Annotated in this window: 22 protein-coding genes; 6 read left to right on the forward strand and 16 right to left on the reverse strand. The window is 44.8% G+C overall.

Annotated elements, in window-relative coordinates:
* Window positions 1–33: 33 nt before the first annotated feature.
* Complete coding sequence (locus FK220_RS12305) at window positions 34–819, reverse strand: tRNA pseudouridine synthase A (RefSeq protein WP_152574627.1); 786 nt, start codon at window positions 817–819, stop codon at window positions 34–36.
* Between the two features lie 87 nt (window positions 820–906).
* Here FK220_RS12305 and FK220_RS12310 point away from each other — a divergent pair, with 87 nt between their 5' ends.
* Together FK220_RS12310 and FK220_RS12315 are read left to right on the forward strand one after the other, a co-directional pair.
* The gene (locus tag FK220_RS12310; RefSeq protein ID WP_152574628.1) at window positions 907–1,344 is read left to right on the forward strand and encodes a hypothetical protein; all 438 of its coding nucleotides are present in this window, start codon (window positions 907–909) and stop codon (window positions 1,342–1,344) included.
* 201 nt (window positions 1,345–1,545) lie between these two features.
* Complete coding sequence (locus FK220_RS12315; RefSeq protein ID WP_152574629.1) at window positions 1,546–2,028, forward strand: hypothetical protein; 483 nt, start codon at window positions 1,546–1,548, stop codon at window positions 2,026–2,028.
* 94 nt (window positions 2,029–2,122) lie between these two features.
* Here the strand turns inward: FK220_RS12315 and FK220_RS12320 are convergent, their stop codons facing one another.
* On the reverse strand, window positions 2,123–3,547 hold the full coding sequence (locus FK220_RS12320) for a spondin domain-containing protein (protein ID WP_152574630.1): 1,425 nt from the start codon (window positions 3,545–3,547) through the stop codon (window positions 2,123–2,125).
* Window positions 3,548–3,789: 242 nt separating this feature from the next.
* On the opposite strand from FK220_RS12320, the gene FK220_RS12325 reads away from it, so the two are divergent.
* Window positions 3,790–4,488: a response regulator transcription factor gene (locus FK220_RS12325; protein WP_152574631.1), complete on the forward strand. Its 699-nt coding sequence runs from the start codon at window positions 3,790–3,792 to the stop codon at window positions 4,486–4,488.
* A complete protein-coding gene (locus FK220_RS12330; RefSeq protein ID WP_152574632.1) occupies window positions 4,485–5,978 on the forward strand; it encodes a HAMP domain-containing sensor histidine kinase in 1,494 nt (497 codons plus the stop codon). Before FK220_RS12325 ends, FK220_RS12330 begins: the two co-directional genes overlap by 4 nt.
* 99 nt (window positions 5,979–6,077) lie before the next feature.
* Here FK220_RS12330 and FK220_RS12335 read toward each other — a convergent pair whose 3' ends face one another.
* Window positions 6,078–7,547, reverse strand: a complete 1,470-nt coding sequence (locus tag FK220_RS12335) for a MoxR family ATPase (RefSeq protein ID WP_152574633.1) — start codon at window positions 7,545–7,547, stop codon at window positions 6,078–6,080.
* Between the two features lie 116 nt (window positions 7,548–7,663).
* Entirely contained in the window at window positions 7,664–8,830 is a 1,167-nt protein-coding gene (locus FK220_RS12340; protein WP_152574634.1) for a vWA domain-containing protein, read from the reverse strand.
* Between the two features lie 204 nt (window positions 8,831–9,034).
* Here FK220_RS12340 and FK220_RS12345 point away from each other — a divergent pair, with 204 nt between their 5' ends.
* Together FK220_RS12345 and FK220_RS12350 are read left to right on the forward strand one after the other, a co-directional pair.
* Window positions 9,035–9,853, forward strand: coding sequence for a DUF1853 family protein (locus FK220_RS12345; RefSeq protein ID WP_152574635.1), 819 nt, complete (start codon window positions 9,035–9,037; stop codon window positions 9,851–9,853).
* 153 nt (window positions 9,854–10,006) lie between these two features.
* Window positions 10,007–11,239: a DUF418 domain-containing protein gene (locus tag FK220_RS12350; protein WP_152574636.1), complete on the forward strand. Its 1,233-nt coding sequence runs from the start codon at window positions 10,007–10,009 to the stop codon at window positions 11,237–11,239.
* Here the strand turns inward: FK220_RS12350 and hisIE are convergent.
* The 12 genes from hisIE to FK220_RS12410 all read right to left on the reverse strand — a co-directional run bounded on the left by hisIE (window position 11,214) and on the right by FK220_RS12410 (window position 21,071).
* Window positions 11,214–11,831, reverse strand: coding sequence for a bifunctional phosphoribosyl-AMP cyclohydrolase/phosphoribosyl-ATP diphosphatase HisIE (gene hisIE / locus FK220_RS12355; protein WP_238719000.1), 618 nt, complete (start codon window positions 11,829–11,831; stop codon window positions 11,214–11,216). The two genes, FK220_RS12350 and hisIE, sit on opposite strands and share 26 nt — an antisense overlap.
* Window position 11,832: 1 nt before the next feature.
* Window positions 11,833–12,456: a GNAT family N-acetyltransferase gene (locus FK220_RS12360; RefSeq protein WP_152574637.1), complete on the reverse strand. Its 624-nt coding sequence runs from the start codon at window positions 12,454–12,456 to the stop codon at window positions 11,833–11,835.
* A gap of 16 nt (window positions 12,457–12,472) precedes the next feature.
* Window positions 12,473–13,228, reverse strand: coding sequence for an imidazole glycerol phosphate synthase subunit HisF (hisF, locus tag FK220_RS12365; RefSeq protein ID WP_152574638.1), 756 nt, complete (start codon window positions 13,226–13,228; stop codon window positions 12,473–12,475).
* Between the two features lie 5 nt (window positions 13,229–13,233).
* Window positions 13,234–13,749, reverse strand: a complete 516-nt coding sequence (locus FK220_RS12370; protein WP_152574639.1) for a DinB family protein — start codon at window positions 13,747–13,749, stop codon at window positions 13,234–13,236.
* A complete protein-coding gene (locus FK220_RS12375) occupies window positions 13,746–14,522 on the reverse strand; it encodes a 1-(5-phosphoribosyl)-5-[(5-phosphoribosylamino)methylideneamino]imidazole-4-carboxamide isomerase (RefSeq protein ID WP_152574640.1) in 777 nt (258 codons plus the stop codon). The genes FK220_RS12370 and FK220_RS12375 overlap by 4 nt, the downstream gene beginning before the upstream one ends.
* A gap of 1 nt (window position 14,523) precedes the next feature.
* Window positions 14,524–14,931: a GNAT family N-acetyltransferase gene (locus tag FK220_RS12380; protein WP_152574641.1), complete on the reverse strand. Its 408-nt coding sequence runs from the start codon at window positions 14,929–14,931 to the stop codon at window positions 14,524–14,526.
* Window positions 14,931–15,512, reverse strand: coding sequence for an imidazole glycerol phosphate synthase subunit HisH (hisH, locus tag FK220_RS12385; RefSeq protein WP_152574642.1), 582 nt, complete (start codon window positions 15,510–15,512; stop codon window positions 14,931–14,933). The genes FK220_RS12380 and hisH overlap by 1 nt, the downstream gene beginning before the upstream one ends.
* Window positions 15,513–15,581: 69 nt before the next feature.
* Entirely contained in the window at window positions 15,582–16,718 is a 1,137-nt protein-coding gene (gene hisB / locus FK220_RS12390) for a bifunctional histidinol-phosphatase/imidazoleglycerol-phosphate dehydratase HisB (protein WP_152574643.1), read from the reverse strand.
* Window positions 16,718–17,761 (reverse strand): histidinol-phosphate transaminase, encoded by a 1,044-nt coding sequence (gene hisC / locus FK220_RS12395; RefSeq protein ID WP_152574644.1) that lies wholly within the window; start codon window positions 17,759–17,761, stop codon window positions 16,718–16,720. The genes hisB and hisC overlap by 1 nt, the downstream gene beginning before the upstream one ends.
* Before the next feature lie 54 nt (window positions 17,762–17,815).
* A complete protein-coding gene (gene hisD, locus FK220_RS12400; RefSeq protein ID WP_152574645.1) occupies window positions 17,816–19,105 on the reverse strand; it encodes a histidinol dehydrogenase in 1,290 nt (429 codons plus the stop codon).
* Window positions 19,106–19,161: 56 nt separating this feature from the next.
* On the reverse strand, window positions 19,162–20,028 hold the full coding sequence (gene hisG, locus FK220_RS12405) for an ATP phosphoribosyltransferase (RefSeq protein WP_152574646.1): 867 nt from the start codon (window positions 20,026–20,028) through the stop codon (window positions 19,162–19,164).
* A gap of 227 nt (window positions 20,029–20,255) precedes the next feature.
* Window positions 20,256–21,071, reverse strand: a complete 816-nt coding sequence (locus FK220_RS12410; protein WP_152574647.1) for a prohibitin family protein — start codon at window positions 21,069–21,071, stop codon at window positions 20,256–20,258.
* Between the last annotated feature and the right edge of the window lie 8 nt (window positions 21,072–21,079).

Below are 21,079 nucleotides of genomic sequence, written 5' to 3' on the forward strand. Positions count from 1 at the left end.
CATAAAAATACTAAAAAGGAATCGCTAGGCTCCTCAAATGAATTCCAATTTGTTTAAATGAAGCCCCGAGCCTGGTGCAATAAACGTAATTGGTGTGGTAGCATTTTTCCCAAGGGATTTTTTAATATCGCTTCGTGTTAGCTCTCCTTTTCCCAAAAGTATCAGCGCTCCCATGATCATACGTACCTGATAGCGCATAAAACCTTCCCCTTTGATGTGAAGCGCATAACTATGGTCGGGGAAAAAATTAGCGGTCAGCAACGCGTTTTCGGTAATATAACAACGCTCTATATGGCGAACGGACTTCGCATTTTTTCGCATACGCGCCGTATAGGAGGAAAAGTCATGCGTTCCTTCGTACAAAACTGCTGCCTCTTTCATTGCCTCAATATCCAATGAATCCAAAATATTGGCCATAAAAGGCGCACAGTAAGGATGGTTCTTTTCACCAAAGGAAAACAGGTACACGTATTCTTTTAACGTTCCATTCTGTATGATATTAAAGTGCTTGTCCAATACTTGAAGGTCGGTTATCCTAATGTCAGGAGGAAGGTTTTGGTTCAATCGCCGCTTTAACTCGATAGGTGCTTCCAGAGCGTCTCCCTCGATGAATAACTCAAAGGCATAGGACAGTGCCGAAACCTTGGCATCGGTACGTCCTACTCCCAGAATTTTTAGCTTCCTATCGGGCAAAATGTAACGAAGTGTTTTCGACAACATTCCTTCCACCGTTTTTTGGCCTGGCTGCTTCTGCCAACCACTATACCGAAACCCAAGAAATTGCGTTTTAAGCAAATAATAATGCCTACGGTTCTTCATTCTTTGATCATTTAGCTATTTTGTTTAGAAATTTTGACATTTTTCAGTAATTTTATCGCTATCGGACAAACCTAAACCAACTAAATTATGGAAACAAAAGTAGCTATAAAACCACCCACGTGGTTTTGGATAGTAAGCGCTATTGCGCTTCTTTGGAACTTGCTGGGCGTTTTTGCCTATTTGGCGGATGCCTATATGGGAGAGGAGGCCCTGGCGGCACTGCCCGAGGCCCAGCAGGAACTCTACGAAACACGGCCAGCTTGGGTGACGGCGGCTTTCGCGATAGCCGTATTCGGAGGGGCGCTTGGATGCATCGCACTTTTACTTAGAAAGAAATGGGCGAGCCCGGTGTTCATCCTATCCCTAATGGCAGTTTTGGCACAACAGCTATATGTGTTCTTTTTGAGCGACACTTTTGAAGTCATGGGCAACCAGGCTATGGTTATGCCAATAGTTGTGCTGGCAATTGGTATCGCCCTCGTATTTTTTGCCCGTTCGGCGACCCGTAAAAACTGGTTGACATAAACCTAATCTATTGAAATACATTTATGACAAATTGTTCCCCAGCACTTCTTCGCCCACACGCGGTATTAACGATTTTCACCACTACTTTAGCGGTATTTCCAACATTGGGAGCTATTCATCGATTTTTTTAAAATAAACCGAATTCCTAATCGTTTAGAACTTTGAAATAGGGATTCCCTAAACCCCCGAAAGCTGTTTGACATGAAGTCAATTATGAAATTATTACCGTGGAAACTTGGTTTGTTGCTATCTGTTGCAACTCTTATATTATTAATCATCTTTAATTTTTATGGCCTCTATACCAACAAATTTTACTTTTTTAAGTTAGACAATTACCTTCTTCCGTTATTGACCATCATACACTTTGCTTTTTTGTACGTCTTGTGGTTCAAAATTAGGGAGGATGAGGTCACCGATCTACCGATGCGGTATTTGGAATATGGTCTTTACGCAATCATTCCGATATATGTTTACAAACTTATCGACACCTTTGCTATACTTTTGAGTGCCGGGGAATTCGAAAGCTATGCCATTCCAGGTACATTTCTACCGATAGGTATTTTTATGCTATTGTTGTATTTATTTCTTATCGGTCTAACTTTCTTATCTTTTCAATATAGAAGAGTCCTTGTGGGTACCTACAATTTCGATGAAATTAACCGCCATATCGATTCTTGGGAGTAGTCGCTCCCAGCTCTTATAAATTAAAAAATGCCTTGGAGATTCTTCCAAGGCATTTTTACTTCAACCAACAACAAAAATCAAAACCTCAAATTGGTCAATTGGGGGTTACCGTAATCCTTACCACATTATAACCTCCTCTGGGGTCGTTCATACCAACCACCCCCGCAGGGGAAGCAATCAATCCTTTACCAAATTGTACATCATTGATTTCCATCACCCTACGAATTGAAGTATTGTCATCCGCAGCACCTGTATTTGGGCTAGATTGAAAGGGTGCCTGGTCTTCCCCGAAACCCACCGGTTGATCCGCCTCGGTTCCAGCATCGTACAGATATGTTTTTTCGGTGGCTTCGGCACCACTTCTTGGACTACCATCCTCATTGAATAAGGAATATCCCATATCGTTATAGGATAAAAACCAGTCATTACTGAAAACGAACATGGTATTGAAGCCTAGCTTGTATCCTTCCGGCACCTCTAGGTCAAACGTAAGGCTTCCGCCAGGACCAACGGGCATCGTCTCGTTGCTTTTTGCGGCCGGTAATTGCAGCTGATCTGTGATGTAATCGAACATCACCCCATTATTTCCGTCCTCGGCAATATCCTCTATACCGCTTCCTGCTACCGCTGCTTCACCCTGGCTAAACACGGGGTCGCTCTCCTCTGAAAAGGCATAGACAATACCAGGAGAAAGTACCGTAAAGGAGGATGACATCCGCAGCGGAGCCCCGGTCTCCCCGGTTTCGGTCAACCACCCGAACAAATCACCCGGATTTCCCTGAACGGCTATCTTGGCCAAGCCTAGTCCCCTATCGGGTTCGCCCTGCGTAAACAAAGGATTGTCTTGGGCGTGGAGAACCACCAAACCCGGGGAGAGCACGATAGGGTCGGTCTCTGCATCGGTGCCTCTTCGGTTCTCAATTCGTAGGGTAAAGTATCGACTTTCCTCCCCATAACTAAGATAAACCCCAATTTTAGAGGTAACATCCATCTCGACAACCCGCACCGTGTTATCATCGTCAGGTTCACCTGTTGTGGCCCCATCAGGCTCCGAGGTAGCGGTTGCCGGGTCTTCCTCTTCCGCGCCGGAATCCCAAAGATATACTTGCCCAGTGACATCACCGGTTACCGGCATACCGTTTTCGAACAATGAGATCCCTTCTCCGGAAGGAGCAAAAAACCAGTCGTTTGAAATAACCGACATGAAGGAGAAACTTAACCTGGTACCCGGAACCGCTTTGAAATTCACCTCATAAAAGTTGTCCGCATCCACTATCGGGCCTGGATCTGTAGTGTTGTTTGGAGTATTGAATACAATGGCGTTCAAATAATTGACCACATTACTAATAGTGATGGTAAAGGAGGTGGTAGCAGGTTCCATTTGCTCTTGCATTTCTTCCATCATTTCTTCCTGTTGCTCCTCTTCGGTAATAAATTCTTGATCGTCATCCTGACAGGCGGTAACGAACAGGATTGCTGCTGTCAGAAATAAGATAGAGGCATGTCTTAACTTTTTCATTGATTTTGTTTTTAGATTAGGCTTCAAAGTAAGCCAGTGGAAATAACGTCCGGATCACAAAATCATAAACCTTTTGCCAATTTCTGTAAGGATTTCGTGAATATTACGGCTATTCTCTGCAGAAAGCGTATTTCTTTAGCTTCCGTGAGCCCAAATATCCCGTAAGTTCCCTGCAACCTGTCTATTCAGGGTTGCCCGTGATAGTTATGTGATACTTTTTAACTTGATTCGTAGCTGTAATTATGAAAGATATTCTCATTATTGAAGATGATCCGGAAATCATTAAGTTACTGGAAATACATCTGACCGACCTCATTTATAACACTTCGAAAGCCATGGACGGTGAAGAAGGGTTGACGATGGCCTTGGAAAAGGATTATGATCTTATTCTACTCGATTTGACCCTTCCCACTATGGACGGTGTTGAAATATGTAAAAAGCTAAGGGCCAAAAAGAATACCCCTGTTATAATGCTCACGGCCAAATCGGAAGAAATCGATAGGGTTCTTGGACTGGAAATAGGAGCCGACGATTATATTACGAAACCGTTTAGCATTCGCGAATTACTCGCACGAATCAAAGCGGTAATGAGAAGAATCAATGCCAAAAAAGAAGAGGGAAAGGATTCATCTACTATTTGCGCCGAAGGATTACAAATCGATATAGACAAACGAAAAGTACTCCTAGAGGATAAGAAAGTGGATCTTTCCCCAAAAGAATTCGAACTTTTGGTGCTGATGGCGTCCAATCCAGGACGCAATTATACCCGAACGGAACTGTTGAATATGATATGGGGCTACAATTTCGATGGTTATGAACACACCGTGAATTCGCACATAAATCGCCTTCGGGCCAAAATCGAATCAGACATGGCCCATCCTAACTATATCCTGACCACTTGGGGCGTAGGATACAAGTTCAATGAAGATATTGCCCTATGAGTACAAAGGAGAAAACATTGACCCCGAAATTGGTCAAGAAATTATGGGTGGCATTTATTCTCCTAGTGCTTTTAATGGGTGTCTCTTACATATTCATTACCAGCTACTTCGCCAGCAAGCATTACGAAGAGACGACACAACGTTTGAATGCCCGCATTGCCGATCATGTCATCGGTGAAAAATTCCAGGACGCATCCCCTTTCTTAAAGGACGGTAGTGTAAACAAGCCCCTTTTCGGGGACCTTATGCATGATATGATGGCCGTCAACCAAGGAATCGAGGTATATCTGCTCGACGATACGGGCAAGGTATTGTATTCGGTGGTTTTGGACCATAGCGATAATGCCCCCGCCAAAAAAGTGGCCTTGGAGCCGATCCAGGCCTTCGTGGCGAACAAAGGGGAAAAGTTCGTGTTGGGCGATGACCCGAGAAACATGGCAAGACAAAAGATATTTTCGGCCGCTCCCTACTCAATAGATGGGCACCAAGGATATATCTACATCATCCTGGCAGGAAAGACTTTTGAACAGGTCAATAGCACTTTATTGGGGCAGTACTTTGCAAAGTTAGGTATCGGAGCCATTGTATTGACAACCCTATTCTCTGCCATCATTGGGTCGCTGGCGATATGGTTCCTGACCAAGAACCTACGTCTTATAACCGGTACGGTGAGAAGGTTTCAAGAGGGTGACTTGGAAGCGCGTATCGAACATCCCGAAAAGTCGGATATCGCTATTTTTGCCGGCTCGTTCAACGACATGGCCGATACGATTGTTGGCAATATGGACAAGATGCAATCGGTCGATGCGCTTCGCAGGGAGTTGATTGCCAACGTATCGCACGACCTTCGCACCCCCTTAGCCATCTTGAAGGGGTATATCGAAACCTTACAGATAAAACGGGATTCGCTGTCGGAGGCCAAAAAACAGGCATATCTACAGATAACCCATGACAACGTCGACAAGCTTTCCAGTCTCATCCATCAATTATTTGACTATTCAAAATTAGAGGCCGAACAGGTCGCCCCGGTCAAGGAGCCCTTCTCTATAACCGAGCTCTCCCACGATTTAATCGCCAAGTTCAGGGTATTGGCCGAACAAAAGCAAATCACCTTGGAATTGGACGACCCACAAAAAAACTGTATTGTTTTTGCCGATGTAAGCCTCGTGGAACGAGCCCTGCAAAATCTTATAGAAAATGCGATCAAATACACAGAACCTGAGGGAAAAGTGACCTTGGCACTTCATCAAAAAGGCGCAAACATAGAAATCAACATTACGGATACAGGAACAGGTATCCCCATCAACGAACAGCCTTTTATCTTTGACCGATATAAACAACTACATAAAGGTTCGAAGAAACGCGGATACGGGCTTGGACTTGCCATCGTAAAGAAAATAATGGACCTGCATGATACTACGATTACAGTTCTGAGCAGGCCCAAACAAGGGAGTTCTTTTATATTCAATTTACCCGCTTACCAGATATGATGGGAAGTGAAAACGCTATGAAAACACAAAACCGGTCGATCGACCGGTTTTGTGTTTACGTAATTAATGGGTGGCAAGGTTTTGATTTCGCTCCTTTTTTTAAAGTCCACTGATGAAACTTCCGTACAAGTCCTTAAATTGGTACCCCTCTGAAAATCGGTTCTTACTTAATTTCTTATGGGCAACGAGTCCCCATAGCACCAGTTCCTTTAAAAAGTACACATCTTCTTCGGGCCAATCAGGTTGGAATTCCTTTACCAAGCGATTCAACTGTGGAATACTGTCAAGGGCACGTTGGTATTCCTCATCGGTAAAATCGTCCAATAGCTCAAAACCCTGACCTTGAAAAAACCAATGTAACAATTCATCATAGGGGGTTTCGGTATCTTTTTTCTCAAGCTTATTTATTTTCGGGAAATACTGTGGAAACAATGATTTAATCGCATCATCGATCAGTATGGCCGCTACACCATCGGCTCCTTCCTGTTCCCCTTCATAAACTAGTTCTATCTTACCGGTAATCGCCGGAATAATCCCTAAAAAGTCACTCAATCGTACCATTGTCGATTCGGCGCCTGTCATCAATGCCCTTCGCTCCGCGGTACTCAATAAATTTTCAAAAGCAGTAATACTCGTACGCGCACTAACCCCGCTCTTCACATCGACATACTCGCTGTTCCTTGCCTCAAAACTGATCTGCTCCAATAAATCCTTGGCAATATCGGGTACATATACCGCACTCGTCTGCCGTTCATCCAAATTCGACTCCTGTTCGGTAATTTTTCGGGCAGTCTCGATATCATCGGGATAGTGGGTCAGGATCTGAGATCCGATTCGGTCTTTCAATGGCGTTACGATACTTCCGCGATTGGTGTAGTCTTCCGGATTCGCCGTGAAGACAAACTGAAGGTCCAACGGGAGTCGTAGTTTAAATCCTCGAATCTGTATGTCGCCTTCCTGTAAAATATTGAAAAGTGATACCTGAATGCGTGCCTGTAGATCGGGAAGCTCGTTAATTACAAAGATACAGCGGTTCGCCCGAGGAATCATTCCGAAGTGAATAACCCGGTCATCGGCGTAGGACAGTTTTAAATTCGCCGCTTTTATGGGGTCGACATCCCCAATTAAATCGGCCACGGTCACATCCGGGGTCGCCAGTTTTTCATAAAACCGTTCGTCGCGATGCAACCAAGTAATCGGCGTGTCATCTCCCTTCTCAAGGATGAGTTGCTTCGCAAATCGAGACATCGGCTTCAGGGGGTCATCGTTGATTTCAGATCCGGCAACAACGGGAATCCATTCATCCAAGAGATTCACCATTAAACGCGCCAATCTCGTCTTGGCCTGCCCCCGTAAACCCAATAAATTAATATTGTGACGGGAAAGTATCGCCCTTTCCAATTCAGGAACGACCGAATCTTCATAGCCCCAAACACCAGGGAACGTTTCTTCCCCTTTTTTTATTTTCTCGCGAAGATTGTCCCGAAGTTCGTCTTTAATACTTTTACTCCGATACCCTGCCGTTTTTAATGCACCCAGGGTTTTGGTCTTTTTTTGGTCTAATTTCATATATTTTTTTGATTTGCTTGTGGATGATCTAAACCAGCGTGTTCTCTTGATCCAATTCCGGATGGGATTACTTATTCACCATTTGCCGGTAGCACATTGGTTTTCCAATTATCTATTTATTTGAGCCTTCTTCTTCGATTCGACTCGTAATCCTCGAAAATCATTTCTCCCAATCCCTTTAAACCCGTAAAGAAGGCCTTACCCATGTTCGCTTCGGTAAAATGTCGGATAAACTGTTTTAGATAAGGGTCTTGGGCAATCATGAAGGTAGTAATGGGAATATGTAATTTTCGTGCTTGCCTTGCCATATTATAGCATTTCTCCACGATAAAATCGTCCAATCCGACGCTGTTTTTATAGTACGTGCCGTCGGGCATGCGCAAACAACTCGGTTTTCCATCGGTAATCATGAAAATTTGCTTATTGGTGTTTCGCTTTCGCCGTAACATATCCATTGCCAATTGTAAACCTGCCACCGTATTGGTATGATACGGACCTACTTTCAAATAGGGCAGGTCTTTGATAGGGATCGGCCAGGCATCGTTTCCGAAAACCAAGATATCCAAGGTATCCTTTGGGTAGCGGGTCGTTATCAATTCGGCCAAGGCCATGGCAACTTTCTTCGCCGGTGTAATCCTGTCTTCCCCGTACAATATCATGCTATGGCTGATGTCGATCATCAATACCGTACTCATTTGGGCCTTGTAGTGGGTATCCTCTACGACCAGGTCGTCCTCACTCAAGGCAAAATTTCCGATACCATGGTTGATTTGGGCGTTTTTTAGACTTTCGGTCATCGAGATATGTTCCAAGCTATCACCATAGCGATATTCCCTGAAGTTGCCCGTGTGCTCATCCCCTGGTCCCGCTTTGCCGGTTTTGTGATTTCCCGCTCCGCTCCGTTTGAGCTTTCCAAAAATCTGGTCCAATGCGCGTTGTCGAATGATACGTTCCATTTTGGCGGTAATGGATATTTTTCCTTTTCCATCGCCGTCACCCTCATCCCCTTCGTCACCATCACCCATTCCGCCATCGCCATCCTCGAACTCCTCCCGAATGTATCCACGTGCTTTCAGGTCTTCAATGAAATCATCGATGGTATAGTCTTCATCGGTAAGCTCGTACTCCTTATCCAGCTCCCGCAACCAATCGATCGCCTCGTCAAAATCACCGGAGGTATGGGTAATGAGTTCCTGAAAAATATCGAAGAGTTTATCAAAAGGAGTTTGTTCCGGTGCCACGTAGGTGTCGAACCGAAATCCTTTTCTTGTATTCATAGCCATGAGTTAAAAATAAGATATTATCCCTTGAAAAAACCCGTTTTTAGGAAAACTTAACGCTTCTTGAAATTTCAGACAGATTTGTCACTTGAGCCCGTCTTACCCAACGGGAATCCAAACTCCAGATCGCTTTGTACACTACCGTGGTCGCAAAGCCACTGATAAGTTCGGAAACATTGGTATATTTTCGTTAAGTTTTAGTTCCATATGCCAAATAATCATCTTCAAAAGCAAGTTCTAGGTTTTTTAAGCACGCCACCGCTATGGAAGCGTTCGCAGTTCAGCATTGAACAGTTTGAATTACCGGAAATCAATGTAAGCGACCTAACTCCCCGCCCGATACCCCAAAACATCCGGTTAGGGCATCAAATGGAGCATATTTTCAAACAGGTATTGAATCATACGGCCAGATATCAAGTACTGGTACATAATATTCCCGTAAAAAAAGAGAATAGAACCATTGGAGAAATCGATTTTATCTTGAAGGATTTGCAATCATCAAAAAACATCCATGTGGAACTTACCTACAAATTTTACATCATCGACCCCGAAATATCGGAACCGGTGCATCAACTTATGGGGCCCAACAAACGCGATATGTTCTTTACGAAGATGGAAAAAATGAAGAACCACCAGTTTCCCTTGTTACATTCCCACGAAGGTGCTCAAGCACTACGGGAGCTGAACATTGTACCCCATGACATACAGCACCAAACGTGCTTCAAAGCCCAATTATTTAAGCGGTATGGTTCGGTCAACCATCATATTCGGCCTTTGAACAAAGCATGTATCTGCGGTTTTTGGCTTCGCTTTGACACCTTCAATTCAACAGCGTTCCAATCGTATCGGTTTTATATCCCATACAAGTCGGAATGGGTGATCGCCCCCCATGAAGAGGTACCATGGATGTCCCACTTTGATACCCTTATGGAGCTGAATATTCGCATGCTCAAAGAAAATGCCCCTATGGTATGGATGAAAAAAAAGAACGCTACCTTGGAGAAATTCTTTGTGGTTTGGTGGTAAACCGGGATTCAGGATAGCAAAGAAGAAACAAAATCGGATTACCCTAGATAGAAATTATAAAGGAATCGACGCTACGAAACAAAAAATAAGGTATCTCTGTAACATCCTTGCCTATTGAGTAGTCTATTCATATAACAACTTCAATCAACGAACATGTCTACCGTATCCACCCAAAGAATCGAAATAATCGATGCCTTAAGGGGTTTCGCCCTCGCAGGGATCGTTATCTGCCATATGGTAGAGAATTATATCGCCGCAATGGCACCTGTGCACTTTTACGAGGCAGTAAGTATTGGTCCCGCCGATCAGATCGTCGATGCCTTTATAGGTATTTTTCTCAGAGGCAAGTTCATAGCCCTATTTTCATTTTTATTCGGACTCAGTTTTTTTATTCAAATGGACAATGGAGAAAAACGGGGAATCGCCTTTGGGGGTAGATTCCTGTGGCGTTTGATCATCCTACTGGTCATCGGTTATGTACACAGTCTTTTTTACAGGGGCGATATCCTCACCGTCTACGCGATGCTCGGCCTATTCCTGATTCCTTTTTATAAGCTTGACAACAAATGGGTCCTAGGGTTTGCCGCGTTGTTGTTTCTTGGCCTTGGAAGGTATCTGGTCTTTTCCTTTTTTCAAGGAGACCACCTATTTTCGGATGTAGATCCAATGAATCAAGAAGCGCCCCAGATCGCCGAATACTACCATACGCTTAAAAACGGAAGTATCTGGGAGGTTTTTGCCACCAATGGATGGGAAGGGCACGTGGACAAAATGAATGTGCAATTCGGAATCTTTGGGCGGGGCTATTTTACCTTTGCTTTCTTCCTGATCGGTTTGTATGTAGGACGGTCGGGATTTTTCAAGCGCTTCCGGGACGAGAAAAAACTCACCAAAAAAGCACTGATCGGTTCCCTTGTGCTCTTTGTGGTTTCACTAGGCATCACCGCAGGGGCCTTTATCAGTCTCGGACCCGAGGTCAAAATGGACAATTGGGTCGCCATGATCGGACTTTCCGGGATGGATATGACGAATTTCGCAATGACCATTTTATATATCGCTCTTTTCACGATGCTCTATAGAAGAGTAAGACCGGAACGTTGGCTACGTCAATTTGCTCCTTATGGTAGAATGGCCTTAACCAATTATTTCCTGCAAAGTGTTTTAGGTACCTTTCTTCTGTTTGGCTGGGGCTTGGGTTATTTGGGTGAACTGCGAAACATATATACCTTTTTGATCGCCTTGGCAATCATCATCCTTCAAATGTGGACAAGCAAACTATGGTTGCGGTACTTTTATTACGGCCCGTTGGAATGGTTGTGGCGAAGCTTGACATTTTTCAAGCGCTTTCCGTTTGGGAAGGCTAATGCCGTTGCTCCAGAACCTTGACCACCTGTTCCAGTGTGAAGCCTTTCGCCTGCAGCAAAATCAGGTAGTGAAACAATAAATCGGCACTTTCGTTCAAAAAAAGGTCGTCATTGGTATCCTTGGCCTCTATGACCGTCTCCACGGCTTCCTCCCCTACTTTTTGGGCTATTTTATTAATTCCCTTTTCAAAGAGCGATGCCACGTATGAAGTGCTGCCATCGGCGGCTGTTCGCCGTTGCTTGATGACCGTTTCCAGCTTGGACAGGAAACCATAGTTCGAGGTGTTTTCCTCATCCCAGCAGGTATCACTACCCGTGTGGCAGGTAGGACCATCTGGCCTTACGGAAATTAACAGGGTATCATTATCACAGTCGTTTTTGATATCGACCAAGTGTAGGAAATTGCCGCTCTCCTCGCCTTTTGTCCATAACCTTTTTTTGGTACGGCTGTAAAAAGTCACTTTCTTGGTTTCCAATGTTTTGGCCAATGCTTCCTGATTCAGATACCCCAACATCAAGACTATTTTTGTAGTAGCATCCTGCACGATGGCCGGTAAAAGTCCGTTTTCGTTTTTGCTCCAATCGGGCGTGTTCAACGTGAATTCTTGATTCATTTTATATTATTTTCCTTGTTCTTTCCCCCTTTATTGGCGGAACCCCTTCCATACGAAGCATATAAATGGGAAAACCCAGTTCGGTCTCCGTATTGAAGATACGAAGCCCGAATTTGCGATAGAGCCCCACTAATTCCTCGCTTGCCGTATCCACGATGATGGGCAGTGCCAAGTGCTGCTTTTCCTTGTATACCTGCATGATCAGCTTGGCGGCGGTCACGGTACCTTTATACTCTTGTTTGACGGCAAAAATCATCGGGCGAATGTATTCGCCCTTTGGATAATTGCGCTGTACTATTTTTTGGCGGCGCAATACTTTTCGAAGTCGGTTAAAACCAATGCAAAATAGTACCAAACGCAAGGTCGAAATAACTTTTGATACACTAAAACGGTCTTTGTGTGCGTACGTGATAAGCAGGCAGCTGCCAAAATTATCCGATAAAAAAACCTCCCCTGTTCTCAGGGCCTTATCGAACAGGTATTCCATTAAAACCCGCATGCGATACAAACGCTTTGTATCATGCCGAACGATAAAATTTATGGAATTGTCCCCTTTAATGGGGTCAAAGGCCTCCACCAAAATATCAACGACCAATTTTTTATCCTTTTGTGTTGCTCTTATCAATCGTACACCTCTTTTATTAAATCCGAACCGGGATTCCTTTTTGTTTCAGTTCGTTTTTCAAATCCGCGATGGCTATTTCCTTAAAATGGAAAACGCTGGCCGCCAAGGCCGCATCCGCTTTCCCTTCTACAAAAGTATCCGTAAAATGCTGCATAGTCCCCGCCCCGCCTGATGCAATTATAGGAATATTCAGTTCGGTGGATAATCTGGCCAACGTCTCATTGGCAAAACCGTTCTTTGTGCCGTCGTGATCCATCGATGTAAATAGGATTTCCCCGGCACCACGCCTCTCTACTTCTTTGGCCCATTCAAACAAATCCAAGTCGGTAGGTACTTTGCCGCCGACCAAATGTACTTTCCATTGTCGGCCGATTTGTTTGGCATCGATCGCCACAACGATGCATTGCGAACCAAACTTGGCCACCAAATCATTGATCAGTTGCGGATTCTTCACGGCGGAAGAGTTGATCGATACCTTGTCTGCCCCGTTATGAAGCAGCACATCCACGTCTTCCACCGAACCGATACCTCCCCCTACGGTGAATGGAATACTCACTTTTTCCGCCACGTGATATACCAATTCGGCCAAGGTTTTTCTTTTTTGCTCTGTTGCCGAGATATCCAAAAAAACCAGCTCATCCGCTCCTTCCCTACTGTAAAATTCCGCAAGTTCCACCGGATCCCCGGCATCCCGCAAATCGATAAAATTAATTCCCTTTACGGTTCGACCGTCTTTGATGTCAAGACAAGGAATGATTCTTTTTGCTAACACTGGCCCTATTTGTTTTTCGTATTCAAATCCATTCCGTCATAAAATCCCAAATCGGTATTTTTCAGTTGTTTTACCCAAAAAGCAATTTGCCCCGTATGGTATGAATAATGTTCCACCACATGCATTATGATTCCGACTCCTGAAAAGTAAAATCCCTGTACTTCCCGCCTTTTCAGTAGTTGCCCAATGGAAGCCTCTTCCATGGTTTTCTTGGCTTTTTCAACCGTACTGGTCAGCTTTTCGAATAATTCCACTTTTGAATAACCCGTTCTAGTTGAAAATTCCGATTCCCGTTTTCGTGTATCCTCGGTTTCGCCCAAGGAGGCAATAACGTATTGGGTGATGTTCCCACAAAGATGCAGCAACAAATTGGCAATACTATTGAGTGATTCATTGGGGCGTTGCCAGAGTTCCTCCTCGGAGATGTCTTCCAGGCTCCTTTTGATCATTCGAGTGCTCTCGTCCATTCGGAAAGAAGCGTTTTGCACCAATTCCGAAACCAGTCTTTCCTCCGTATTCATACCGATTGAATATATTGTTCCAATTGTTTCAAGCGTATTCTATTCTCATAGATCGCCTTTCCGATAATCGCCCCCTCACACCCGAGCAGGGCCAGTTCGGGAAGCTCTTCAAATTTGGAAATTCCCCCGCTGGCAATGAGTTGAATGCCCGGTACCGTTTCGTCGTGTACCCCACTTGCATCGACGGTTGTTTTTACCACAGCGGTCTCCGAAATAATTTTTTCGTACAACCCGAAAGACGGGCCCTCCAACATGCCATCCTTACTGATATCGGTACAGATGACATACTGGATTCCTTTTTTTTGATATTGTCTGATAAAGGGCACCAATTCTTCGGTAGACTGCTCCTGCCAGCCAGACACCGCCACTTTTTCGTTCATGGCATCAGCTCCAAGAATAATCTTTTCAGGACCGAAGGTGCCGATCCAGCGGGTAAAGGTTTCCTTATCCTTCACCGCAATGCTTCCACCGGTAATCTGGTGTGCACCACTTTCAAAGGCGATTCGTAAGTCCTCATCGGACTTTAAGCCGCCGCCAAAATCAATTTTCAAACCGGTTTTTGTGGCGATTTCTTCCAGTACTTTATGATTGACGATGTGTTTCGACTTCGCACCATCCAGATCAACCAGGTGAAGGTATTGTATTCCATGGGCCTCAAACTCCTTGGCCACCTCCAAAGGATGCTCGTTATACACCTTTTTGGTATCGTAATCGCCCTTTGACAGGCGGACGCATTTTCCCTCGATGATGTCAATTGCCGGGATTATTCGCATACTACTCGTTTTTCTTCAGCATCCATGTTTCGGGTTCCACAATCTTTTCAAATCCGAATTTTTCATAGAGTCCATGGGCGTCGTTTGTTCGCAAGCCAATGCCATTCACATGTTGTACTTCCGGCTGTTTCAAAATATACTCGATAAGGCGGGTACCGATACCCCTTCCCTTGAACCCGTCGATTACAAAAACGTCCATCAACCAAGCGAACACCACTGAATCGGTGACCAATCTGGCAAATCCTATTTGCTCCTCTCCGGTGAAAACACCAAAACAAAGCGAATTTTCCATCGATTGCAACACCTTTTCCCTTGTTCTGCCTTTGGCCCAATACGATTGGGTAAGATAGGCATGCACAAAATCGACATTTATTTTTGACCGGTCCCTTATGATAGTGACTTCTTGCATTACATTTCTAAAAAGTTGCCCAATATCCTTTGCCCTACCTTACTACTCTTTTCAGGGTGAAACTGGGTGCCATAGAAATTATCCTTTCCCAAGGCCGCGCTGTACTTGACGTCATATTCCGATTCTGCAATGGTTTCTTTCGTCAACGGAGCATAATAACTATGCACCAAATAAATATGCTTTTTTTCCCCCACTCCCTGGAACAAAGGGGTCTTCAGATTCGATATTTGGTTCCATCCTATTTGAGGCACTTTTACCCTGTTCGAGAAACGTACCACATCGGCATCGAAAATGCCCAATCCCTCTGTTTGGCCCTCTTCCGAGGAATGACACATTAACTGCATACCAAGACAAATACCCAAAACGGGCTGTGTAAGCGTAGGAATAATTTTGTCCAGGCCGCTGGCCCGTAACTTCTTCATGGCACTACTCGCCTCTCCCACCCCTGGAAAGATGACCTTATCGGCTTGTCGAATCTCTTCGGGGTCATCGCTCAAAAGCGCCTCATACCCCAAACGCCGAATGGCGAATTTGATACTTTGGATGTTGCCCGCTCCGTAATTAATGATTACAATCTTCATTCAAAATCTGAAATGAAAGTACGAAATACGAATGTTGGAAATTCTTCTTCGCTTTTGATTCTTAAAATGTTATAACAAACCCTTTGTACTCGGTAACACCATTTTCTCCACGTCCCTTTTAACTGCCATTTTAATGGATTTAGCAAACGCCTTGAATATGGCTTCAATCTTATGATGTTCGTTGGTACCCTCTGCTTTGATATTTAAATTGGCCTTGGCACCATCGGTAAACGATTTAAAGAAATGATGAAACATTTCGGTCGGCATCTCCCCTATTTTCTCCCGATTGAAATCGGCTTCCCAAACCAACCAGTTACGGCCGCCAAAATCAATGGCTACCTGTGCCAGACAATCATCCATCGGCAAACAAAAACCATAACGTTCGATGCCCAGCTTACTGCCTAGGGCCGCGTGGAATACCGCTCCCAAAGCAATAGCGGTATCTTCGATGGTGTGGTGTTCATCTACCTCCAAATCGCCTTCGACCTGGATATCCAAATCCATCTGTCCGTGACGGGCCAGCTGGTCGAGCATATGATCAAAAAAAGCCAATCCGGTATCGATGGCACTTTTTCCGGTCCCGTCTAGATTCAATTGTATACGGATGTCGGTTTCATTCGTCTTTCGATGAATTTCCGCCGTCCTGTCCCGCAACCTAAGAAATTCATAGATTTTTTCCCAGTCATTGTTTTCCAAGGCAATGATGGGGTCCAAGTCTTTTCGCTTCACCGTTATCTCCCCGGTGCCCAAGTGGGTGTTGTCATTGATAAAAATTCCTTGAGCGCCCAAGTTTTTGGCCAACTCCATGTCGGTCAAGCGGTCCCCGATCACGAAGGAGTTTTTCAAGTCATAGGCTTCCGAGAAGTATTCCGTCAATAATCCAGTACCCGGTTTTCGGGTATCGGCATTTTCATGGGGAAAGGTCCGGTCTAAAAATACCTTATCGAAGACGACTCCCTCGTTTTCAAAGGATTTAAGAATGAAATTATGTACGGGCCAGAAAGTGTTTTCGGGGAAACTCTCGGTTCCCAATCCGTCTTGGTTGGTAATCATCACCAACTCGTAATCGAGTTCTTTGGCTATTTTACCCAAAAAAGTAAAGGCCTTGGGGTAAAAAACCATCTTTTCAAACGAATCGATCTGCTCGTCGGCCGTTTCCTGGATGATGGTTCCGTCCCGGTCTATGAATAATACTTTTTTTCCCATTATTCCATCGTGTTTAAGGTCTGTATCAACTTCGTGTTTTCATCAGGGGTACCAACGGTAAATCGCAAGGTATCCCCACAAAGTGGCTGCGTGCTCCGATTGCGCACGACGAAGCCCCGACCAATCAATTGGTCGTATCGTTTGTCCGCATCGTCTACCTTGGCCAATATAAAATTGGCATCCGTGGGATACAAGGTTTTCACAAAAGATACTTGTTCCAATACCGTCATCAGTTTTTCCCGTTCCGATACTATTCGGGATACCTCTGCGTGCACGGCATCAATTTCCAAAACGCGTTCCATCGCTTTTTGCTGCGTGAGTTCATTTACGTTGTAGGGTGGTTTTATCTTGTTCAAAACACCAATAATCCCAGGGGAGGCGATACAGATCCCCAATCGTATTCCGGCCATCCCATAAGCTTTTGATAAGGTTTGGGTCACTACCAGATTCGGAAAATCGGACAATCGACCTACCCAGCTCTCTCCTTGGGAAAAATCGATATACGCCTCGTCGATGACCACCAGTCCGTCAAAGCCTTCCAACAAACGAACGATTTTTTCTTCCATAAAGCGATTCCCTGTCGGGTTGTTCGGGGAACAGAGGAATACCATCTTGGTTCTTGCATCCGCCACCTTCAAAATCTCCTCCACTTTTGGTTGGAAATCGGTTGTTAGCCAAACTTCCTTGTTTTCCACGGTGTTAATGCCAGCAAGTACCTTGTACATACCATAAGTCGGCGGAAGGGTCATCACGTTGTCTATTTTTGGTTCGCAGAACGCCCTAAACAATAAGTCCAACACCTCGTCGCTACCGTTCCCCAAGAGGATGTTTTCGACACCTACACCCTTTTGTTCGGCCAAAATCGCCTTCAGGCTTCGCTGTTGGGGGTCCGGATATCGATTCAACCCATTTTCAAACGGGTTCTCGTTCGCATCCAGAAAAACCATTTCGGAGCCATCGGAAACGTATTCATCCCGGGCCGAGGAATACGGCTTTAATGCTTTTACATTTTCCCTAATGATGTTCGCCAAGTCGAAACCCATTGTATCCTTTGCTTGTGGTCTTTCCCCCTAATTTGTGGGACGTACTATCTGACCTTATTGTTTTTTTAAACTTTCCAATCTAAGGCTCACGGCATTCTTATGTGCCTGCAGGCCCTCGGCATCGGCCATCAATTCAATAGCGTTACCGATATTTTGAATCCCTTCCCTGGATATTTTTTGAAACGTCATGCTCTTCATAAAACTATCCAGATTCACCCCGCTATACTGCTTTGCATAGCCATTGGTGGGCAACGTGTGATTCGTTCCCGATGCATAGTCGCCGGCACTTTCAGGGGTATAGTTCCCAATAAAGACCGATCCGGCATTGATTGTATTGGTTACATAAAAATCTTCGTTCTTCACACATACGATATAGTGCTCCGGGCCATACTCATTGATCAAATCAATCGCCGTTCGGTCGTCCTCAACAAAAATCAGTTTGCTATTATCAATTGCTTTTTGGGCTATTTCCTTTCTTGGCAAGGCTTCTATCTGTTGCGCTACCTCTTTCTCCACCGCATCCATCAGTTCTTTGGAGGTAGAGACCAGGATGACCTGGCTATCGACCCCGTGTTCGGCCTGACTCAACAAATCGGAAGCCACGAAGGCGGCATCGGCCGAATCGTCCGCGACGACCAATAGTTCACTGGGCCCTGCGGGCATGTCGATCGCTACCCCATACTTGGTGGCCAATTGTTTGGCTACTGTGACATATTGGTTCCCCGGTCCAAAGATTTTATATACCTGGGGAATACTTTCCGTTCCAAAGGTCATTCCGGCCACCGCCTGGATGCCACCGACCTTAAAGATTTGGGTAACCCCACACAAATCGGCGGTATACAGTATAGCGGGATGAATTCTTCCCTCCCTGTCCGGTGGGGAACAAAGTACCACTTCTTGGCAGCCGGCGATTTTGGCCGGGATGGCCAGCATCAGTATCGTAGAAAATAAGGGAGCGGTCCCGCCAGGGATATATAGACCCACTTTTTGAATGGGCCGCTTTTCCTGCCAACATTGGACACCGTTCATGGTTTCCACCTCAATAGTTCCGGTACGTTGGGCCTTATGGAAGGTTTCTATATTCTTTTTTGCCAGTTGAATGGCTTGCTTTAGCGCACCGGACAACTTGGTCCTAGCCTCCTCTATTTCCCCCATTGTTACGGTCAACGTATCAAGGGTGGCCCCGTCAAATCGTTCCGTATAGTTCTTTAGGCAACTATCGCCCTGTTCCCGTACGTCCCCAAAAATAGTCTCGACCGTTTGTTCAATAGCGGCCACCGTTTGGGTGGGCCGTTCCAAGACGGTTTTCCAGTCTTTCCGTTCCGGGTTGTATATTTTGTTCATTTTTGATTAAAATTTTTTTGGGATTCCCTTTTTAAGCGGAAATTGTTCTAAAAACCTTACAACACCATTTTTTCGATCGGGCACACCAGAATTCCCTCGGCACCGGCTTGCTTTAGTTCGTCGATGACTTCCCAGAACTTGTCCTTATTGATGACGGTGTGAACGGAACTCCAACCTTTTTCCGCCAAAGGCAATACCGTGGGGCTACGCATTCCCGGTAAAAGCGCTATGATAGCATCGAGTTTGTTGTTGGGAGCGTTGAGCAGCACATACTTCGATTGCCTCGCCTGCAAAACGGATTGGATACGAAATTGTAATTTTTTCAGGATTTCTTTTCGTTCACTCGAGATTTTTGGGGAGACCGCTAAAACGGCCTCGCTTCTTAACATTATCTCTACCTCTTTCAGATTATTTTTGAACAAGGTGCTGCCGCTGGAGACGATATCACAGATGGCATCGGCAAGCCCTATGTTCGGGGCAATCTCTACCGATCCATTGATGATGTGTAGGTCGGCTTTGACCCCTTTCTTTTCCAGGTATTGGCGTACGGTATTCGGGTAAGACGTTGCAATACGTTTTCCTTCAAAGTCCTTTATGGAATTATAAGCCACTCCCTTGGGGACCGCCAAAGAGACTTTGCACTTTGAAAAACCTAATTTCTCCGCCACATCGATATCAACGCCTTTTTCGATCAATACATTTTCCCCGATGATGGCGATATCGACAACCCCATCTCTCAGGTACTGGGGAATATCCCCGTTTCGCAGGTAGAAAACCTCCAAAGGGAAATTCCTTGCGGCAGCTTTCAACTGATCCTTACCGTTATCGATCGATATGCCACAATCTTTAAGTATGCGCAAAGAATCCTCATTGAGCCTGCCCGACTTTTGAATGGCGATTCTGATGTTCGTCGTATTACCCATACATTACTTTTTTGCTAAAAACAAGACCCGCTTGATTTCTCAAACGGGTCTTGGATTATGTTGCGATACAACAATACACTTTTACCTCGCCTGAGCGCAGCAGTAAAAATGATGATGTACTTTTTTATTGATCATTATGCCGTAAAAATAAAACTTATTTTGTTTTCGCAAAAGAATAGTTACAATTTAAACATAAAACCTCACTACAGGTCCGTTTCAAACATTGCCTAGTTATTCCCCAAAATCAATGGCAGTCCATCATCACCGCTACCCACAACCACCACTTTGGCATTCGGGGATTTGGAGAGTTCCAAGGTGGCCTCGATCCCTTTGTCCTGCAAAATTTTATCGGTCAACGACGCACTCAATATTCTATTGGCATCCGCCTTACCCTGGGCTTCGATACGTACCTTTTCCGCTTCTTTGGACGCGGTTACCAATCGAAACTCATACTCCAAGGATTCCTGCTCTTGCTTCAGCTTTCGTTCAATCGCCTCCTTAATCGTCGGAGGAAGCGTCACATCCCTTATCAACACCTCATTTAATTGAATATATTGATCATCTACGATATTACGGGTTTCTTCATAAATCTCGACCTGAATGGCATCCCGTTTACTGGAATACAATTGTTCAGGTGTATATCTACCTACTACGCTTCGCGCAGCCGAACGTATCGCCGGTAAAAGAATGCGTTCTTTGTATTGCTCACTCTTTTCTTGGTGCAGTTTACCCAATACTTCGTATTTAGGTTGAAACCATGCAGAAGCATCCAATTGAATATCAAGTCCATTGGAAGACAGCACCTTCATCTTTTCGAATACTTCCTGTTGTCGCACTTCGTAAATATAAACCCTGTTCCATGGGGCTACGATATGAAACCCTTCACCCAAAGGAGGCTCGTCGGTTACTACCCCGCCGCCAAAGGTCCTGTAAAGTACCCCTGCTTCCCCTGAGCCAATAGTTACGGCTGATTTTGAGATTAAAATAACCAAGGCAATCAATATGAATACCGCGGGAAGGGCAATTTTTGGTAATTTGTCCATAAATGTTT

The sequence above is a fragment of the Pelagihabitans pacificus genome, from assembly GCF_009371985.2.
Lineage (GTDB): Bacteria > Bacteroidota > Bacteroidia > Flavobacteriales > Flavobacteriaceae > Pelagihabitans > Pelagihabitans pacificus.

Coding starts and splice junctions, on each gene's coding strand:
- hisH (WP_152574642.1), bottom strand. CDS start 15,512: ATGAAGATTGTAATCATTAATTACGGAGCGGGCAACATCCAAAGTATC.
- FK220_RS12410 (WP_152574647.1), bottom strand. CDS start 21,071: ATGGACAAATTACCAAAAATTGCCCTTCCCGCGGTATTCATATTGATT.
- FK220_RS12315 (WP_152574629.1), top strand. CDS start 1,546: ATGAAGTCAATTATGAAATTATTACCGTGGAAACTTGGTTTGTTGCTA.
- hisD (WP_152574645.1), bottom strand. CDS start 19,105: ATGAACAAAATATACAACCCGGAACGGAAAGACTGGAAAACCGTCTTG.
- FK220_RS12350 (WP_152574636.1), top strand. CDS start 10,007: ATGTCTACCGTATCCACCCAAAGAATCGAAATAATCGATGCCTTAAGG.
- FK220_RS12335 (WP_152574633.1), bottom strand. CDS start 7,547: ATGAAATTAGACCAAAAAAAGACCAAAACCCTGGGTGCATTAAAAACG.
- hisG (WP_152574646.1), bottom strand. CDS start 20,028: ATGGGTAATACGACGAACATCAGAATCGCCATTCAAAAGTCGGGCAGG.
- FK220_RS12370 (WP_152574639.1), bottom strand. CDS start 13,749: ATGAATACGGAGGAAAGACTGGTTTCGGAATTGGTGCAAAACGCTTCT.
- FK220_RS12345 (WP_152574635.1), top strand. CDS start 9,035: ATGCCAAATAATCATCTTCAAAAGCAAGTTCTAGGTTTTTTAAGCACG.
- FK220_RS12325 (WP_152574631.1), top strand. CDS start 3,790: ATGAAAGATATTCTCATTATTGAAGATGATCCGGAAATCATTAAGTTA.
- FK220_RS12340 (WP_152574634.1), bottom strand. CDS start 8,830: ATGGCTATGAATACAAGAAAAGGATTTCGGTTCGACACCTACGTGGCA.
- FK220_RS12310 (WP_152574628.1), top strand. CDS start 907: ATGGAAACAAAAGTAGCTATAAAACCACCCACGTGGTTTTGGATAGTA.
- FK220_RS12380 (WP_152574641.1), bottom strand. CDS start 14,931: ATGCAAGAAGTCACTATCATAAGGGACCGGTCAAAAATAAATGTCGAT.
- hisC (WP_152574644.1), bottom strand. CDS start 17,761: ATGGGTTTCGACTTGGCGAACATCATTAGGGAAAATGTAAAAGCATTA.
- FK220_RS12305 (WP_152574627.1), bottom strand. CDS start 819: ATGAAGAACCGTAGGCATTATTATTTGCTTAAAACGCAATTTCTTGGG.
- hisB (WP_152574643.1), bottom strand. CDS start 16,718: ATGGGAAAAAAAGTATTATTCATAGACCGGGACGGAACCATCATCCAG.
- FK220_RS12375 (WP_152574640.1), bottom strand. CDS start 14,522: ATGCGAATAATCCCGGCAATTGACATCATCGAGGGAAAATGCGTCCGC.
- FK220_RS12330 (WP_152574632.1), top strand. CDS start 4,485: ATGAGTACAAAGGAGAAAACATTGACCCCGAAATTGGTCAAGAAATTA.
- FK220_RS12320 (WP_152574630.1), bottom strand. CDS start 3,547: ATGAAAAAGTTAAGACATGCCTCTATCTTATTTCTGACAGCAGCAATC.
- hisIE (WP_238719000.1), bottom strand. CDS start 11,831: ATGAATCAAGAATTCACGTTGAACACGCCCGATTGGAGCAAAAACGAA.